The 14759-nt window shown below is 68.6% G+C and carries 20 protein-coding genes; 6 read left to right on the top strand and 14 right to left on the bottom strand.

Annotated elements, in window-relative coordinates:
* The first annotated feature begins 45 nt into the window (after window positions 1-45).
* The 4 genes from hisG to thiL are packed head-to-tail and all read left to right on the top strand — an operon-like array spanning window position 46 to window position 3381.
* Window positions 46-696 (top strand): ATP phosphoribosyltransferase, encoded by a 651-nt coding sequence (hisG, locus tag A7X12_RS07210; protein ID WP_064310984.1) that lies wholly within the window; start codon window positions 46-48, stop codon window positions 694-696.
* Window positions 693-1979 (top strand): histidinol dehydrogenase, encoded by a 1287-nt coding sequence (gene hisD / locus A7X12_RS07205; RefSeq protein WP_064310983.1) that lies wholly within the window; start codon window positions 693-695, stop codon window positions 1977-1979. The genes hisG and hisD overlap by 4 nt, the downstream gene beginning before the upstream one ends.
* A gap of 12 nt (window positions 1980-1991) precedes the next feature.
* Window positions 1992-2453, top strand: a complete 462-nt coding sequence (gene nusB / locus A7X12_RS07200) for a transcription antitermination factor NusB (RefSeq protein ID WP_064310982.1) — start codon at window positions 1992-1994, stop codon at window positions 2451-2453.
* A gap of 28 nt (window positions 2454-2481) precedes the next feature.
* Entirely contained in the window at window positions 2482-3381 is a 900-nt protein-coding gene (thiL, locus tag A7X12_RS07195) for a thiamine-phosphate kinase (RefSeq protein WP_064310981.1), read from the top strand.
* 146 nt (window positions 3382-3527) lie between these two features.
* Here thiL and ruvB read toward each other — a convergent pair whose 3' ends face one another.
* The gene (ruvB, locus tag A7X12_RS07190; protein ID WP_064310980.1) at window positions 3528-4550 is read right to left on the bottom strand and encodes a Holliday junction branch migration DNA helicase RuvB; all 1023 of its coding nucleotides are present in this window, start codon (window positions 4548-4550) and stop codon (window positions 3528-3530) included.
* Window positions 4547-4810, bottom strand: coding sequence for a hypothetical protein (locus A7X12_RS07185; protein WP_064310979.1), 264 nt, complete (start codon window positions 4808-4810; stop codon window positions 4547-4549). Before A7X12_RS07185 ends, ruvB begins: the two co-directional genes overlap by 4 nt.
* A gap of 59 nt (window positions 4811-4869) precedes the next feature.
* Between A7X12_RS07185 and A7X12_RS07180 the strand changes: the two genes are divergently transcribed.
* A complete protein-coding gene (locus tag A7X12_RS07180) occupies window positions 4870-5763 on the top strand; it encodes a 2-hydroxyacid dehydrogenase (RefSeq protein ID WP_064311056.1) in 894 nt (297 codons plus the stop codon).
* A 41-nt stretch (window positions 5764-5804) separates the two neighbouring features.
* Here the strand turns inward: A7X12_RS07180 and A7X12_RS07175 are convergent, their stop codons facing one another.
* Window positions 5805-6362 carry a DUF4337 domain-containing protein gene (locus tag A7X12_RS07175; RefSeq protein ID WP_064310978.1) on the bottom strand — a complete coding sequence of 186 codons (558 nt, stop codon included), beginning with the start codon at window positions 6360-6362 and terminating at the stop codon, window positions 5805-5807.
* Window positions 6363-6421: 59 nt separating this feature from the next.
* The gene (gene ruvA, locus A7X12_RS07170) at window positions 6422-7018 is read right to left on the bottom strand and encodes a Holliday junction branch migration protein RuvA (RefSeq protein WP_064310977.1); all 597 of its coding nucleotides are present in this window, start codon (window positions 7016-7018) and stop codon (window positions 6422-6424) included.
* Between the two features lie 171 nt (window positions 7019-7189).
* On the opposite strand from ruvA, the gene A7X12_RS07165 reads away from it, so the two are divergent.
* Window positions 7190-7633 (top strand): hypothetical protein, encoded by a 444-nt coding sequence (locus A7X12_RS07165; protein ID WP_064310976.1) that lies wholly within the window; start codon window positions 7190-7192, stop codon window positions 7631-7633.
* Between the two features lie 3 nt (window positions 7634-7636).
* On the opposite strand, the gene A7X12_RS07160 is transcribed toward A7X12_RS07165, so the two are convergent.
* From A7X12_RS07160 to A7X12_RS07115, 10 genes are all read right to left on the bottom strand, one after another.
* Entirely contained in the window at window positions 7637-7879 is a 243-nt protein-coding gene (locus A7X12_RS07160) for a hypothetical protein (protein WP_064310975.1), read from the bottom strand.
* Entirely contained in the window at window positions 7876-8094 is a 219-nt protein-coding gene (locus tag A7X12_RS07155) for a hypothetical protein (protein WP_064310974.1), read from the bottom strand. The genes A7X12_RS07160 and A7X12_RS07155 overlap by 4 nt, the downstream gene beginning before the upstream one ends.
* A gap of 9 nt (window positions 8095-8103) precedes the next feature.
* Window positions 8104-9009, bottom strand: coding sequence for an SPFH domain-containing protein (locus A7X12_RS07150; RefSeq protein ID WP_064310973.1), 906 nt, complete (start codon window positions 9007-9009; stop codon window positions 8104-8106).
* 130 nt (window positions 9010-9139) lie between these two features.
* Window positions 9140-9652, bottom strand: a complete 513-nt coding sequence (gene pal, locus A7X12_RS07145) for a peptidoglycan-associated lipoprotein Pal (protein WP_064311055.1) — start codon at window positions 9650-9652, stop codon at window positions 9140-9142.
* A gap of 66 nt (window positions 9653-9718) precedes the next feature.
* Window positions 9719-11116: a Tol-Pal system beta propeller repeat protein TolB gene (gene tolB / locus A7X12_RS07140; RefSeq protein WP_064310972.1), complete on the bottom strand. Its 1398-nt coding sequence runs from the start codon at window positions 11114-11116 to the stop codon at window positions 9719-9721.
* A gap of 10 nt (window positions 11117-11126) precedes the next feature.
* Window positions 11127-12059 (bottom strand): hypothetical protein, encoded by a 933-nt coding sequence (locus A7X12_RS07135; protein ID WP_064311054.1) that lies wholly within the window; start codon window positions 12057-12059, stop codon window positions 11127-11129.
* 13 nt (window positions 12060-12072) lie between these two features.
* Window positions 12073-12513, bottom strand: coding sequence for a protein TolR (gene tolR / locus A7X12_RS07130; RefSeq protein WP_064310971.1), 441 nt, complete (start codon window positions 12511-12513; stop codon window positions 12073-12075).
* A gap of 4 nt (window positions 12514-12517) precedes the next feature.
* Window positions 12518-13204 carry a protein TolQ gene (tolQ, locus tag A7X12_RS07125; RefSeq protein WP_064310970.1) on the bottom strand — a complete coding sequence of 229 codons (687 nt, stop codon included), beginning with the start codon at window positions 13202-13204 and terminating at the stop codon, window positions 12518-12520.
* A 6-nt stretch (window positions 13205-13210) separates the two neighbouring features.
* On the bottom strand, window positions 13211-13663 hold the full coding sequence (locus A7X12_RS07120) for a YbgC/FadM family acyl-CoA thioesterase (RefSeq protein ID WP_064310969.1): 453 nt from the start codon (window positions 13661-13663) through the stop codon (window positions 13211-13213).
* A gap of 220 nt (window positions 13664-13883) precedes the next feature.
* Window positions 13884-14648 carry an exonuclease domain-containing protein gene (locus tag A7X12_RS07115; protein WP_064310968.1) on the bottom strand — a complete coding sequence of 255 codons (765 nt, stop codon included), beginning with the start codon at window positions 14646-14648 and terminating at the stop codon, window positions 13884-13886.
* Window positions 14649-14759: the final 111 nt, after the last annotated feature.

The following is a 14759-nucleotide window of genomic DNA, read 5'->3' as shown; positions in this document are numbered from 1 at the left end:
CGCCTGTTGCGCCCATGGCGCCCCCCAAGTAAAGCCCCCGCACCCATGACCGAGCCGTTGATCCTTGCCGTGCCGAAAGGCCGGATTCTCGAAGAGGCGCTGCCGTTGCTGGCGGCGGTCGGCATCGTGCCCGAAGCGGCCTTTTCCGATAAGAACTCGCGCGCGCTGCGCTTCGCGACCAACAATCCCGCGATCGACCTGATCCGGGTGCGTGCGTTCGACGTCGCCACCTTCGTCGCGCATGGCGCCGCGCATCTCGGCATCGTCGGTTCGGACGTGCTCGCCGAATTCGACTATTCGGAGCTCTACGCGCCGGTGGACCTCGGCATCGGCCATTGCCGCATCTCGGTCGCCGAGCCGGTAGCGCTGGCCGAGCAGGACGATCCGCGCGGCTGGAGCCATGTCCGCGTCGCGACCAAATATCCCCACATCACCCGCGCCCATTTCGAAGCGCGCGGCGTGCAGGCCGAGTGCGTCAAGCTCAACGGCGCGATGGAGCTGGCGCCGGTGCTGGGCCTGGCCCCGCGGATCGTCGACCTCGTCTCCTCCGGTCGTACGCTGAAGGAGAACGGACTGGTGGAGGTGGAGGTCATCGCCGAGGTGACCAGCCGCCTGATCGTCAACCGCGCTGCGTTCAAGACGCGCGCCAGCGAAGTCGTGCCGCTGGTCGACGGCTTCCGAAAGGCCGTGGCATGATCCGCCTCGACTCCACCGACGCCGGTTTCGCCGACTACTTCACCGCGCTGGTGAATGCCCGTCGCGAGGCCGACGACGATGTCGCGCGCAACGTCACCCACATCATCAAGCGCGTCCGCGACGAAGGCGATGTCGCGCTGCGCGACCTCACCCGGCTGTTCGACAAGCATGATCTCGACCGCTCCGGCTGGACGATCGACCGCGCCGACTGCCTCGCCGCCTATGAGGGGCTCACCCCTGAGCTGCGCGATGCCCTCGAACTCGCCGCCGAGCGGATCGCGGTGTACCATTCCAAGCAGCGGCCCGAAGATCGCGACGAGACCGACGCGCAGGGCATCCGCCTGGGCGCGCGCTGGACGCCGGTCGATGCGGCGGGCGTCTATGTCCCCGGCGGCCGCGCCGCCTATCCCAGCTCGGTGCTGATGAACGCCATCCCCGCCAAGGCGGCGGGCGTGCGCCGGCTGGTGATGGTGACGCCGACGCCCAACGGCGAAGTGAACCCGCTGGTCCTCGCCGCCGCGCATGTCGCGGGTGTCGACGAACTGTACCGGGTCGGCGGCGCACAGGCGGTGGCCGCGCTCGCCTATGGTACCGAGACGATCGCCCCGGTCGACGTCGTCACCGGCCCGGGCAATGCCTGGGTGGCCGAGGCCAAGCGCCAGCTTTACGGCGTGGTCGGCATCGACATGGTCGCAGGTCCGTCCGAGATCGTCGTCGTGGCGGACGGCAGGAACGATCCCGACTGGATCGCCGCCGACCTGCTCAGCCAGGCCGAGCATGATCCCACCAGCCAGTCGATCCTGTTCACCGATGACGCGGCCTTTGCCGACAAGGTCGCGGCGGCCGTCGACGCGCAGATCGCGACGCTCGCCACCGGCGCCACCGCGCGCACCAGCTGGGACGCGAACGGCGCGATCATCCTCGTGCCGGACCTGCCCACCGCGATGCCGCTGGTCGATCGCCTCGCGCCCGAGCATCTCGAACTCGCCTGCGACGATGCCGAGGCGCTGTTCGACATGGTCCGCCATGCGGGCTCGGTGTTCCTCGGCCGCTATACGCCCGAAGCCGTCGGCGATTATGTCGCCGGCCCCAACCATGTGCTGCCCACCGGGCGGCGCGCGCGCTTCGCGTCGGGCCTTTCGGTGCTCGATTTCATGAAGCGTACCTCGTTCCTGAGCCTGGATCCGTCCGGGCTCGCCGCGATCGGCCCCGCCGCCGTGGCGCTTGCAGAAGCCGAAGGCCTGCCCGCGCACGCGAAGTCGGTAGCGATCCGCCTAAAGTGATAGAGTAAGAATATGGCCAGTCCGCAAGCACGATCCCGTTCCAAGGCCCGCGCCGCCGCGCGCCTCGGTGCCGTCCAGGCGCTGTACCAGCGCGAGATGGAGGGCACCTCCATCCCCGCCCTGCTGCACGAGTTCCACCAGCACCGGCTCGGCGCGATCATCGAGGACGTCGAATATGCCGACGCCGACATCGCCTTTTTCGACGACATCGTCAGCGGCGCCGATGCGCGCCGCGAGGAGATCGACGGCATCATCGCGGGGAAGCTGAGCACCGGCTGGACGCTGGAGCGGCTGGACAAGCCGATGCGCCAGATCCTGCGCGCCGGCACCTATGAGCTACTGGCGCGCGCCGATGTGCCGACCGCTGCGGTGATCAGCGAATATCTCGACGTCACCGATGCCTTTTACGATCGCCGCGAAAAGGGCTTCGTGAACGGCATTCTCGACGCGATCGCCAAGGACGCGCGCGGTTGATGCGCGCGCCTGCCCCGTGCCGGGCGGGATGAACGAAGCGGCGTTCCTCGCCTATCTGCGCCACCTGCCGCTCCACCCCGGGGCGCGCGGGCTGCGCGACGATACCGCCGTGCTCGGCGACCTCGTCGTCACCCATGACGTGCTGGTGGAAGGGGTTCATTATCTGCCGGACGATCCGGCGGAAGATGTCGCCTGGAAGCTGGTGGCGGTGAACCTGTCCGATCTCGCGGCCAAGGGCGCGGTGCCGGAGGGCGTGCTGCTCGGCTATCCGCTGGCGGGGGACGACGCCTGGGACGGCGCCTTTCTGGCGGGGCTGGAGGAAGCGCTGGCGGCGTTCGCCTGCCCGCTGATCGGCGGCGATACGGTCAAGGCACCCGCCGGCGTTCCGCGCACGCTTTCCCTGACGGCGCTCGGCCGCTCGCCCTATGCCCCGGCGCGAAGCGGCGCGCAGGCGGGCGACCTGCTCTACGTGACCGGGACGATCGGCGATGGCGGCGCGGGGCTGGCGGTGGCGATGGCGGGCGAGGGTCCGGCGACTCTGCTCTCGCGCTATCGTCGCCCCACGCCTCGGCTGGAAGAGGGACAGGCGCTCGCCTCCGGCGTGCATGCGATGATGGACGTGTCCGATGGGCTGCTGATCGACGCCGCCCGCATGGCCGAGGCCAGCGGGCTCGCGGTGACGATCGACCTCGCCGCCGTGCCGCTGTCGGCGGACTATCAGGCGGTGCGCGGCGGGGATCGCGAGGCGCGCCTCGCCGCCGCGACCGCGGGGGACGATTACGAGCTGCTGTTCGCCGCGCCGCCGGGACCGCTGCCGGTGGCGGCGACGTGCTTAGGTGCGTTCAGCGAGGGCGCAGGCCTGACGCTCCACGATGGCGGCGTACCGCTGGCGCTGCCTGAACGTCTAGGCTTCGAGCACGGCGGGTGAAGTAGAGCCTATCCTCCCCCGCCAGGGGGAGGTGGCGCCGAAGGCGACGGAGGGGGAGGTCAGCGACCAACCATCGTCGTGCTTCCTCCCCCTCCGAGCTGCTACGCGGCCCACCTCCCCCTGGCGGGGGAGGATACGGGCAAACCTCAATCGAACAGCCCGTCCTGCGATCCCGCGGGCGGGTTGAGTCCGAGATGCTTCCACCCCGGCCCGTTCAGGCACCGCCCGCGCGCCGTCCGCGCGATCAGGCCGAGCTGGATGAGATAGGGCTCGATCACTTCCTCGACGGTGTCGCGGGGCTCGCTGAGACCGGCGGCGAGCGTCTCCACCCCCACCGGACCGCCACGATACACGTCGGCGATCATCATCAGGTAGCGCCGGTCCATCGCGTCGAGGCCGAGCCCGTCGACTTCCAGCCGGTTGAGCGCCGCATCGGCCACCTTGGCGTGCACCACTGCCTCGCCGAACACATTGGCGAAATCGCGCACGCGGCGCAGCAGCCGCCCGGCGATGCGCGGCGTCCCCCGCGAGCGCCGCGCCACTTCGCGCGCGCCATCGGCGGCGATGTCCAGCCCGAGCAGCCCGGCGGCGCGCGTCACTACCCGCTCCAGCTCGTCCACCGTGTAGAATTGCAGCCGTACCGGAATGCCGAACCGATCCCGCAGCGGCGTCGTCAGCAGCCCCTGCCGCGTCGTCGCGCCGACCAGCGTGAAGCGCGGCAGATCGATCCGGACGCTGCGCGCCGAAGGCCCCTCGCCGATCATCAGGTCGAGCGCGCGGTCCTCCATCGCCGGATACAGCACTTCTTCCACCGCCGGATTGAGGCGGTGGATCTCATCGATGAACAACACATCGCCGTCCTCGAGGTTGGTGAGCAGCGCCGCCAGATCGCCCGACTTGACGATCACCGGGCCCGAGGTGGAGCGGAACCCCACCCCCATCTCGCGCGCGATGATCTGGGCCAGCGTCGTCTTGCCGAGGCCGGGGGGGCCGAAGAACAGCACATGGTCCAGCGCATCGCCGCGCGCCCTGGCGGCATCGATGAACACGCGCAGATTCTCGCGCGCCGCCTTCTGCCCGACGAACTCGTCCAGCGATTTCGGCCGCAGCGCGGCATCGACGTCTTCGGCGCGGCGGCCGGCGGTGAGGAGGCGATCGGTGTCGGTCATGCAGTCCAGATGGTTTGATACCCCGTGGGGCCGAGTTGGTCGATGACGTCGAACCGCGCGCGAAGATAGGCCAGCATCGCCTCCGGCACCGGCCCCTGCCGCATCACGGCAACGCGCTGGGAGGTGTCGAGATAGGTGCGGGCAATCCTGTCGTCCCCGAAATCGTAGACGAGATAGTTATAGTCCTGCGTCACCGCGCCGCTCTCGTCGCGGATGCGGTCGCGCAGATGCACGATGACGGGATCGACAGCCACGCTCATTGCAGGTGCCCGGTCGTTTGCGGCTGGCCAGCGGCGCCCGACAGGCGCATCAGATCGCCATGCCCGATCTGTATCTTGCGACACCCACGTCGCCGAGCCTGCGCTTGGCGCTCGAAGAACGATTCACCGTTCACGACAAGAATCCGCCCGCCACCACGCGTGCAATCGTCGGCGGCGGACAGCTGCGGCTCGACGCGGCCATGCTCGATCGGCTCCCGGCACTGGAGATCGTGGCGATCAACGGCGTCGGCTATGACGGGCTGGACCTTGACGCGCTGCGGGCGCGCGGCGTGCGCGTGACGACGACGCCCGATGTGCTGACCGAGGATGTCGCCGACCTTGCCATCGGCCTGATGCTGGCGGTCTATCGCCGCATCGCCGCCAACGATGCGCTGGTGCGCGGCGGCGGCTGGAAGACGCCGCTGGGCAGGCGCGCGAGCGGGCGCCGCATCGGCATTTTCGGGCTGGGCAAGATCGGCACCGCCATTGCCGCGCGCGCCGCCCCCTTCGCCGGCGAACTGCTCTACACCGCCCGCGCCGCGAAGCCGGTCGCCTGGCGCTACCTGCCCGACATCGCCGCCTTGGCGGAAGAGAGCGACGTGCTGATCCTGGCGGCGCCCGGCGGCGCAGCCACCGAGAAGATCGTCGATGCCGACATACTTAAAAGGCTCGGCGCGGACGGCGTCTTGGTGAACGTCGCGCGCGGCAGCCTGGTCGACGAGCCGGCGCTGATCGCGGCGCTGCAGGCCGGCACGATCGCCGGTGCCGGGCTGGACGTGTTCGCCGACGAACCCCAGGTGCCGGCGGCATTCCGCGGCATGGAGCAGGTGGTGCTCGCGCCGCACCAGGGCAGCGCCACGGCAGAGACGCGCGCCGCCATGGCCGCGCTGGTGCTGGCCAATCTCGACGCGCATTTCGCCGGGCGGCACCTGGCGACGCCGCTGCACTTCTAGCCTCTTCCCTGTACCGGGAGAATCGAGACGGGGGGACAGCCTCATCCCAGCAGCGTGCTCAGCACGTCCGGGTGAAAACCCCAGCCGGCGAAGCCGCACAGTCCCATGAACAGGCCGAACGCGCCGAACACCCAGGCGACGATCAGCAACCAGCTCGTCTCGGCCAGCGCCGATACCGCCGCGATCGAAATGGCGGTGGCGATTGCCGCGTCGCTGGCGTCGAACTGGTCGTCATGGATGTTGAGCGCGTCGTACAGCGCCGCCTGCGCCTTCGCCTGATCGGCGAGCTTCGGCGCCTCCACCTTGTACTTGGCGATGTCGGCGTCCAGCCCCTTCAGGATCGGCGCGACCTTGGCCGGATCGCTGGCCACGGCGGCGATCTGGGCGCGGCTGGTTTCCGCGAGATGCTGCTTGGTCTTGGTCGCCTGATATTCGTTCCAGAGATCGACCGAGCTCGACTGTGCCTGCTCCATCGCCTGGACGATGTTGCCGTCCTTGATGTTGCACAGGCCGGTCGCGACCGACAGCACCACCACGGTGATGGCGACGCGACGGTTGAGACGCTTGTCCTTGGCCTCGGCGGAGACTTCGATGTCCATGGCGCTTCAAACTTCCAACACAGATCGTCGCCCGGACAGGACGGGCGCAGAATAGCCTATTACTTCGCCGCCTTGCGCAGCGCGAGCCGCACCAGCGCGTCCAGCGTTGCGGCGGGCCCCAGGTCGTCGCTGGCTGCATTCACCGCCGCGCTGGCTTCCGCAGGCTTGAAGCCCAGGTTCAGCATCGCCGACACCGCATCCGCCGCAGCCCCGCCGCTGGGGGCAGCCGTCGCGCCCACGCCGCCCAGCGCGAGGCCGCCCACCTTGTCCTTCAGCTCGTTGACGATGCGCTGGGCAAGCTTCGGCCCCACGCCGTTCGAACGGGCGATGGTCGCGGCATCGGCGCGGGCGACCGCGGTGCGCAGCTCCTCGGGCGCGAGGATGGATAGGATCGCGAGCGCCACCTTCGCGCCTACGCCCTGCACGCTGGTGAGCAGCTTGAACCAGTCGCGCTCGTCGGCGGTGGCGAAGCCCATCAGCCGGATCGAATCCTCGCTGACCAGCATTTCGGTATGGATGGTGACGTGCTCGCCCACCGCCCCGAGCTTGTCGAGCGTCTTGGCCGAGGCGCCGACCAGATAGCCGACGCCGTTCACGTCGATCACCGCATGGTCGGCGCCGCTGGCGGCGAGCGCACCGCGAAGATGGGCGATCATCGGCGGTCCTCCCCTGTCTGGGCGATCGACGTCAGCGGCGAGGTGCGGTCAAGCAGCAGCATGACGGGTACATAAGCGGAACAGCGAACGGTAGAAAGCGATTTTCGGCGCGCCCGTCTGGCAATCCCGCCACCGATCCCCAAGTCACCGCAAACGAAGGGGGACGTTGCGATGATTCAAGGGACGCTGCTGCTGCTCTGGCTGGGCCTGCTGGTGGCCGACGGCACACCCATTGGCCGCACGCTGCGGCGCATATTGGTGGAGGCCCCTGCCCGCTGGTGCAATCGCTGGTCGCGCGGCGAGGTGGTGCTGGTGCTCGGCTTCGTGGCCGCCGCCATCGCGATCGTGTGGGTGATGGAAACCGAAGGCGCCGTCGTCTTCGGCATGATGGCGCCCGAGGCCATTGCCTGGGCGAGCATGTTCGAGATCGGCACGCTGGTCGATGTCGCGCTCACGACGGTGACGGTATTTACGGCGCCGCGGGTGCGGGGACTGCGCCATTGGGTCACGGCGCGCTTCGCCCGCCGCCTGCCGCGTGCGCGGCGGACCCGGCGGGCGGCCCGCCCGGCCGCCAACGACGACGGCGAAGGACCCGCCTTCGCCGTCGCTGCCTAGCGCTCAGGACCGCCAGCGCCAGTCGCCGTCGGTCTTGGCCCAGCTGATCCAGACCAGTCCCAGCGCCAGGGGCGCGAGCAGCGCGAGGAACAACGGATGGCGCGGCATCGCGAGGTGCAGGATCACCCCCACCAGCAGGACGAACAGCACCACGACGAGCCAACCCTGCCAGGTTGCCGGCGTCGCGCCATAGCCGAACGCCTTGGGCTTGAACCAGAAGCCCGCACGCAGCCGATTATCGGTCATTCCATGTCTCCTCGTGCATCCTTGGGCGGTCGCCCGCGCTTCGGCCGCACCGGATCGGCCAGCTTCACCCCGCGCCGTGCCAGCGCCTCGCGCAGCAGGCACTCCACCTGCGCGTTGACGCTGCGCAGGTCGGTCGCCGCGCTCCGCTCGATCGCGGCGTAGAGCGCCGGATCGAGGCGGAGCGGGAAGGCCTTTTTCTGCGGGGGGACGCTCACGCCACGGCCTTACTGGTAAAGCGAACCGGCATTCACCACCGGCTGGGTGTCGCGCTCGCCGCACAGCACCACCATCAGGTTGGAGACCATCGCGGCGCGGCGCTCGTCGTCCAGCTCGACGACATTCTTGGCGGAGAGCTGCTCCAGCGCCAATTCGACCATCCCCACCGCGCCTTCGACCAGCGTCTTGCGCGCCGCGACCACCGCCTGGGCCTGCTGGCGCCGCAGCATCGCGCCCGCGATCTCCTGCGCATAGGCGAGATGGGTGAAGCCGCATTCGTCGACGGTGATGCCCGCCACCGCCAGCCGCGCGATCAGCTCCGCGCGCAGTTCGCCGCCGACCTGGTCGTGGTTGCCGCGCAGGGTCACTTCCTGGTGCTCGAAATCGTCATAGGGGTAGCGCGAGCCGATGGTGCGCACCGCCGCCTCGATCTGGACGTTCACGAACGCCTTATAATCGTCGACGTCGAACAGCGCCTGCGCGGTGTCGGTCACCCGCCAGACCACCTGGGCCGCCATCTCGATCGGGTTGCCGCGCAGATCGTTCACCTTGATCTTGTCCGAGATCATGTTGTTGGCGCGCACCGAGACCTTGGTCTTGATCAGCCACGGCCAGGACCAGCGCAGGCCGGTGGTGCGATCGGTGCCGCGATAGTCGCCGAACAGCAGGATCGCCGCCGCCTGGTTGGGCTGGAGCAGGTAAAAGCCGCACAGCACGAAGAGGACGACGAACGACGCGACGACGATCCAGAGGACGACCACCCAGTCCGGCAGCCGGTCGATCTGCGTGCCCGCCAGTCCGCCCGCGACCAGCGCCGCCATCGCAAGCAGCAGCATGCCATAGCCGCTCGCGGTATGCGCGATCGCCTCGCTGCTCTGGCGCAATGCGGGTGCGGTACTCCGTACGTCCGTCATTTTTCCCTCCTGAATTATGATATCATATTTATATCGAATCAGAGGGCCTCACAAGCGGATTCGGCGGGTACGAAAAAGGCCGCCGGAGCCCTTGCTCCGGCGGCCGATCCCCTTGGCGATGTGCTGCTGGTCAGTTCAGGACGATGGTAACCGCGCGGCGGTTCTGCGCCCAGGCGGCTTCGTCCGAACCCAGCGCGATCGGGCGTTCCTTGCCATAGCTGATCGTGGTGATGCGATCGGCCGACACGCCCTGCGCCGCCAGATAGTTCTTCGCGGCGTTGGCGCGGCGGTCACCCAGCGCGAGGTTGTACTCGCGGGTGCCGCGCTCGTCGCAATGGCCTTCGACGGTGATGCGCACGTTCGGGTGCGCGACCAGCCACTTGGCCTGGCTGTCGAGGATCGGACGAGCGACCTGGTCGACGTCGAACTGGTCGAGCGCGAAGTGGATCGTGTCGCTCGTCACCTCACGGCGGAACTGCTCGGAGAGCGGCGTCGCCTGCGTGGTCTCGCCATTGCCATAGGGCTGGCTCGGCGCCGGCGTCTCGGTCGGCGCGGGCGGCAGTTCCTTCGGCGGCTTCTTCGAACAGGCGGCGGTGGCGACGAGCGCAACGCCGAGCAGCAGGCTGGGGACGAGCTTGGTCATGAAATCCTCCTTGTCACTGGTTTCGCGCATGCCGCGCATTCGTTACGCTAGAGTTTCTACTTGTTGTCAGGGACGCACGGCGCCCCAATTTGGATCCGAGCCATCGAGCGGCGTCGGCACTTTTCGCGTGGCGCGGCCCGTAAGATCAACCGTCCAGAGGTCTGGGCGACCTGAACCCTGGGCGGAGCGGAAGAAGATGATCACGCGGCCATTGGGCGCCCAGCTCGGCCCTTCGTCGCCCCAGCTGTTGGTGAGCAGCTGCTCGCCGCCGCCCGACGGATTCATCACGCCGATGCGGAACGCGCCGCCGCCCATCCGGGTGAAGGCGATCTGGTCGCCGCGCGGGCTCCAGGCCGGCGCCGCATAGCGACCGCCGCCGAAGCTGATGCGGTGCTGGTTGGAGCCGTCCGCATTCATCACATAGAGCTGCTGGGTGCCGCCGCGATCGCTTTCGAACACGATCTTGGAGCCGTCGGGCGAATAGCTGCCGCCGGTATCGATGCCGGGCGAGGTGGTGAGCCGCTGCGGGGTGCCGCCGCTTGCCGGCACCCGGTAGATGTCGGTGTTGCCGCCGATCGCCATCGAGAACAGCACATAGCGCGCGTCGGGCGACCAGTGCGGCGCGAAGTTCAGCGCCACATTCGCCACCAGGGTGCGGTCCTGTCGCGAGTTCAGATCGTAAATGTGGATCGAGGGTCGATCGCGCTCGAAGCTCATATACAGGATCGCGTTGAGCTTGGGCGACAGGCGCGGCGTCAGCACGATCGACTGACCGTTGGTCAGGAAGCGGTGGTTCGCGCCGTCCTGGTCCATGATCGCCAGCTGCTTGCGGCGGCGGTTCTTCGGCCCGCTCTCGGCGATATAGACGACCTGGGTGTCGAAATAGGGGCCCTCGCCGGTGAGCCGCGCATAGATCGCATCCGCGCACTTGTGTCCCGCGCGGCGCCAGTCGCCCGGCGACACCACGAAGCCCTGACGGATCAGCTCTACCTTCGACGAAACGTCGTAGAGATAGCAACCGACGGTCAGCGTGCCGTTGGAATTGGCGCGAACATAGCCCTGCACCAGCGACTGCGCCCCGGTGCCGCCCCAATAGTCATAGGCCGGCGCCGTCACTTCGGGGAAGGCGACGGTGCGCAGCTGCGCCGGCGGCACCGGGGTGAACAGGCCCGAGCCGCGCAGATCGTTGGTAATGATGTCCGCGAGCTTCTGTCCCAGCACGTCGGTCGAGCCGGCGGGCGTGTCGACGACGGCCGAGGTCGGCATCGCCGGGATCGCGATCGGCATCGGCGCGGAGATACCGCCGACGATATCGATCACCGGCTGGGCGCCGCCCTGCTGCGCCGGCTGCGCGGCCTGGGCCTGCGCCTCCGGGCTGTTGGCGATCGGCGGCGGCGGAGTCATCTGGGCATGGGCCACGCCCGCAAGGCAGGCCGTCGCAAGGGCCGCAATCTTCAGTTTCATCGCTTCATCCTCATCCAGGCAGCTTGTAGCTGAACGCCAGGCTCTTCCAGCCATTCGGCACGGCGTAGAGATTGGCGGGCAGTCCATGGACCGGCGTGCAGCCCTTGAAGGTGGCGATCGCCAGATCCTTCACGCGTTCCACATACCGACCATTGGTCGCATCGTTCCCCTGTACGCCGGTAATGTCCGGAGTGCCCGCCAGCGAGCCATCCGGATTGAAGTTCACGCGCAGCAGCACGCGGATGCGCTCTGCGCCCGGGCCGGGGGTGACCTGACGGTTGGCGCAAGGTTGGATCTGGCGCGCGATCACGCCGCGGAAACTCGCCACATCCTCGGCAGACGCCTTGCTGCCGGGGTTCTGCAACGCGGTGCTGTTGGTCTTGTTGTTCGAGCGGCCGAGATCGAGCCCGGCCAGATTGCCGGTCGGCTTCACCGGGCGGCGTGCGCTTCCCGTTGCGGCGCTCTGCGACGGCGCGTTGCTCGGCTTGGCAGGCGCGGCCTTGGACGGCGGTGCCGGCTTGGCGGGCTGGGCAGGCTTGGCCGGCTGGGGCTTTTCGGCGGGCGCCGGCTTCGGCTTGGGCTGCGGCTTCTCGGCCGGTGCCGGCTTCGGCTGCGGCGGCTGCGGCTTGGGCTGCGGGGCCGGCTGGGGCTGTGGCGGCGCGGGCTGCGGCTTGGGCTGCGGCTGCGGTTCCGGCGAGGGCGGCGGTGCGGCCTCGGGCTCCACCGGCGCCTCGACCGGCGACTTCTTCGCAGCCAATTCCTCCTGGCTCGGCACCGGCGCGCTGCTTTCCAGCCCCACCTTGTCGGCGAGCGAGATGTCGATCGGAATCGCCTTGGGCGGCTCCTGCGGCGGCGTCTTCGCGAAGCTGAGCACGAGCGCGGCGAACACCGCGGCGTGCGCCGCGATGGAAACGCCGAGCCCGATCCGCTCGCTACGGTCCATGGTCTCGCTCACCTCAGCGCTGGTCGCTCGGTTCGGTGAGCAACGAGACCTTGTTGAGACCAGCCTGGTTGAGCTCGCCCATGACCCGCATCACCTTGCCATAGCCCAGCGTGGTATCACCGCGCAGATAAATGGCCGCGGGCTTGCCGTCCGCGCCCTTCTTTGCAGCGATGGCTTCCAGCTTGGCCGGCAGCTCGGCATCGCTCACGGCGTCATTGTCGAGGAACACCTGGCCCTTGTCGTCGATCGAGATCTGGACCGGCTTCTGCTCCTGATCGAGCGCCTTGGCGCGGCTCTCGGGCAGGTTGACCTGCACGCCGGCGGTAAGCAGCGGCGCGGTGACCATGAAGATGATCAGCAGCACCAGCATCACGTCGACCAGCGGGGTGACGTTGATCTCGGCCATCGGCGTGCGGCGGCCGCGGCCCTTGCTGGAGGGGAGGTGCATGCCCATCGGCTTAGCCCTCCATCTCCAGGCGACGGCTGAGCGTCGCGTGGAAGCCGTCGGCGAAGCGGTGGAGGCGGGCCTCGACGCGGTTCACGGCATGGCTGTAGCGGTTGTAGGCGATCACCGCGGGGATGGCGGCGAACAGGCCGATCGCGGTGGCGAACAGCGCCTCGGCAATGCCCGGCGCCACGACCGCGAGCGACGAGCTCTGCGCGGCGGCAATGCCGGTGAAGCTGCGCATGATGCCCCAGACGGTGCCGAACAGGCCGACAAAGGGTGCTACCGACCCCACCGTCGCGAGGAAGTTCAGCCGATCCGAAAGCCGATCGATCTCCATCGCGACCGTCGCGCCCATCGCGGTGGCGAGCCGTTCGCGCGTGCCTTCGCGGTCGATCGTCTTGCCGGCGGTCGAGCGGCGCCATTCGCTGACACCGGCGGCGAACACGCGCGCGATCGGCTGGTCGCGGCCGGCGGCGCGGCGGTGGAATTCGTCGAAGTCATCGGCCTCGCGATATTCGGTCTCGAAGCGCTGCATCTCCTTGCGGATCGCGCTCACCTTCAGCGCGAAGCCGACGATGATCGTCCAGGTCCACAGGCTGGCGAGGAGCAGGCCGATCATGACCAGCTTCACGACGATGTCGGCCTGGAGGAACAGGTGGATCGGCGACAGGACGGCACCGGTTGTGACGGACGGCATGGACGCTTAACTCTCCTTCCACACGAGCGGTTCGAACGCGGACAGCCACTCGGCCGGCTGGCGGCGCGGGCGGCCGCCCGGGCCGACAAAGGCAACCTCGACGGTCGCCTCGGTGACTATGGTTTCGCCCCGCATGACTCGTTGCTGAATATCCACGACGGCGGCGCGCAATCGGGTCAGTCTGCTCACAACCACCAGCGTGTCCCCGAGTTTCGCCGGCGAACGATAGCGAATGTCGATCCCCGCGACCGCATAGGCGCCCCCGCCCGCCTCGAACACGGCGCGCTGGTCGATCCCCATGCAGTCGAGCAAATCGGACCGGGCGCGCTCCATGTAGCGCAGATAGTTGGCGTGATAGACGACGCCGGTGAAATCAGTGTCTTCGAAATAGACGCGGAGCGCGAACTGGTGCGTGCCGTCGACGATGCGACCGGCCGGGGCTTCAGGGGTGGTGGTCATGAATTGGCCTCCTAGCGGAGGCGCCTCCGGAGAGGAACCCCAAAGGGGCTATCCTTTGGTAGGAGGGAGGCGGTGGTTCGGAGCGAAGAGGTTTGGCCATTCTAAGCCGCCCCCTTCAGGGGAGGGGTTGGGGTGGGGCCGTGTCTCACCGAGGCCAACAGGCGTTCTGGAATCCCTCCACCCCCCGCCCCTCCTCCAAGGAGGAGGGGCTTAAGCGGCATCAGAACAGCAGCCGTTGCGTCGAACCGCCGCGCCCGACCGGCGCCCCGCCCCGCCGCCGGGACAGCTCGGTCTCGGCGGTGAAGCGCACATCCTCGTCGCGGTCGGTGAGGAAGCCTTCGAGCGAGTCCTCGGAAATCTCGCTCCAGTCCTTGCCGCGATCGGGGCCGTAGCGCACGCGCGGCAAGAGGCCGGGCTGGCTCGACCATTCGATCAGCTGCGCGACGCTCGCTTGGTTGAGCATGTCGCGCAGGTGGAACGCCGTCACATAGGCGTCGGGAAAGGCGCGGTGCGCGGGCAGGCCGCGCTCATGCTCCATCCCCTCCGGCCGGCGCCAGTAGCGCAACATCTGGTTGGAGAAGCCCGGGCTGTCCGGCCACAGCCGCAGCGCGCATTTCCAGGTGCAGATCCAGTCGGCACCGCGGGTGAGCGCGGGCGTGCAGAACTGCTCCTCGAAGCTCGCCCGGTGCGCAGCGAGCGCGACGCGGCGCGGCCAGGGATCGAGGATGGGACGTGCGACGTCGTGCCAATAGGGCGCATCCGCCACATCCTCGTCGCGGATATGGTGGATCGCCATGGTCAGCGGCGGAATGCCGCGCCCCGGATTGACGAGGCGGTTGCCGCCCTCGCCCTGCAGTTCCCAGCGGCCGTCGGCGCCGAGCGCGACGTCCTGCCAGCCGATCTCGCATACGGCGTGAACGGGCGGCTTGTCGCCGGTGGTCTCTAGGTCGATGACGCGGATGATCGAAGGAGGTGGCGGAGCCATGGCCGCGATGTGGGGGCTTTTCGGGCGAAATGCCAGCCGAAAGCGTGGGTGGAAAGGACGAAGACGAAGACACCCACGAACCGTCATCCCGACGAAAGTCGGGTCCATTGC

The organism is Sphingomonas sp. TDK1 (genome assembly GCF_001650735.1).
Classification (GTDB): domain Bacteria; phylum Pseudomonadota; class Alphaproteobacteria; order Sphingomonadales; family Sphingomonadaceae; genus Sphingomonas.
The sequence above is the reverse complement of the archived record's forward strand: the minus strand, read 5'-3'. Positions and strand labels throughout refer to the sequence as shown.

Bases quoted from the DNA above. Each gene is read 5' to 3' on its own strand.
- hisG (WP_064310984.1), top strand. From the start codon at position 46: ATGACCGAGCCGTTGATCCTTGCCGTGCCGAAAGGCCGGATTCTCGAA.
- hisD (WP_064310983.1), top strand. From the start codon at position 693: ATGATCCGCCTCGACTCCACCGACGCCGGTTTCGCCGACTACTTCACC.
- nusB (WP_064310982.1), top strand. From the start codon at position 1,992: ATGGCCAGTCCGCAAGCACGATCCCGTTCCAAGGCCCGCGCCGCCGCG.
- thiL (WP_064310981.1), top strand. From the start codon at position 2,482: ATGAACGAAGCGGCGTTCCTCGCCTATCTGCGCCACCTGCCGCTCCAC.
- ruvB (WP_064310980.1), bottom strand. From the start codon at position 4,550: ATGACCGACACCGATCGCCTCCTCACCGCCGGCCGCCGCGCCGAAGAC.
- A7X12_RS07185 (WP_064310979.1), bottom strand. From the start codon at position 4,810: ATGAGCGTGGCTGTCGATCCCGTCATCGTGCATCTGCGCGACCGCATC.
- A7X12_RS07180 (WP_064311056.1), top strand. From the start codon at position 4,870: ATGCCCGATCTGTATCTTGCGACACCCACGTCGCCGAGCCTGCGCTTG.
- A7X12_RS07175 (WP_064310978.1), bottom strand. From the start codon at position 6,362: ATGGACATCGAAGTCTCCGCCGAGGCCAAGGACAAGCGTCTCAACCGT.
- ruvA (WP_064310977.1), bottom strand. From the start codon at position 7,018: ATGATCGCCCATCTTCGCGGTGCGCTCGCCGCCAGCGGCGCCGACCAT.
- A7X12_RS07165 (WP_064310976.1), top strand. From the start codon at position 7,190: ATGATTCAAGGGACGCTGCTGCTGCTCTGGCTGGGCCTGCTGGTGGCC.
- A7X12_RS07160 (WP_064310975.1), bottom strand. From the start codon at position 7,879: ATGACCGATAATCGGCTGCGTGCGGGCTTCTGGTTCAAGCCCAAGGCG.
- A7X12_RS07150 (WP_064310973.1), bottom strand. From the start codon at position 9,009: ATGACGGACGTACGGAGTACCGCACCCGCATTGCGCCAGAGCAGCGAG.
- pal (WP_064311055.1), bottom strand. From the start codon at position 9,652: ATGACCAAGCTCGTCCCCAGCCTGCTGCTCGGCGTTGCGCTCGTCGCC.
- tolB (WP_064310972.1), bottom strand. From the start codon at position 11,116: ATGAAACTGAAGATTGCGGCCCTTGCGACGGCCTGCCTTGCGGGCGTG.
- A7X12_RS07135 (WP_064311054.1), bottom strand. From the start codon at position 12,059: ATGGACCGTAGCGAGCGGATCGGGCTCGGCGTTTCCATCGCGGCGCAC.
- tolR (WP_064310971.1), bottom strand. From the start codon at position 12,513: ATGGGCATGCACCTCCCCTCCAGCAAGGGCCGCGGCCGCCGCACGCCG.
- tolQ (WP_064310970.1), bottom strand. From the start codon at position 13,204: ATGCCGTCCGTCACAACCGGTGCCGTCCTGTCGCCGATCCACCTGTTC.
- A7X12_RS07120 (WP_064310969.1), bottom strand. From the start codon at position 13,663: ATGACCACCACCCCTGAAGCCCCGGCCGGTCGCATCGTCGACGGCACG.
- A7X12_RS07115 (WP_064310968.1), bottom strand. From the start codon at position 14,648: ATGGCTCCGCCACCTCCTTCGATCATCCGCGTCATCGACCTAGAGACC.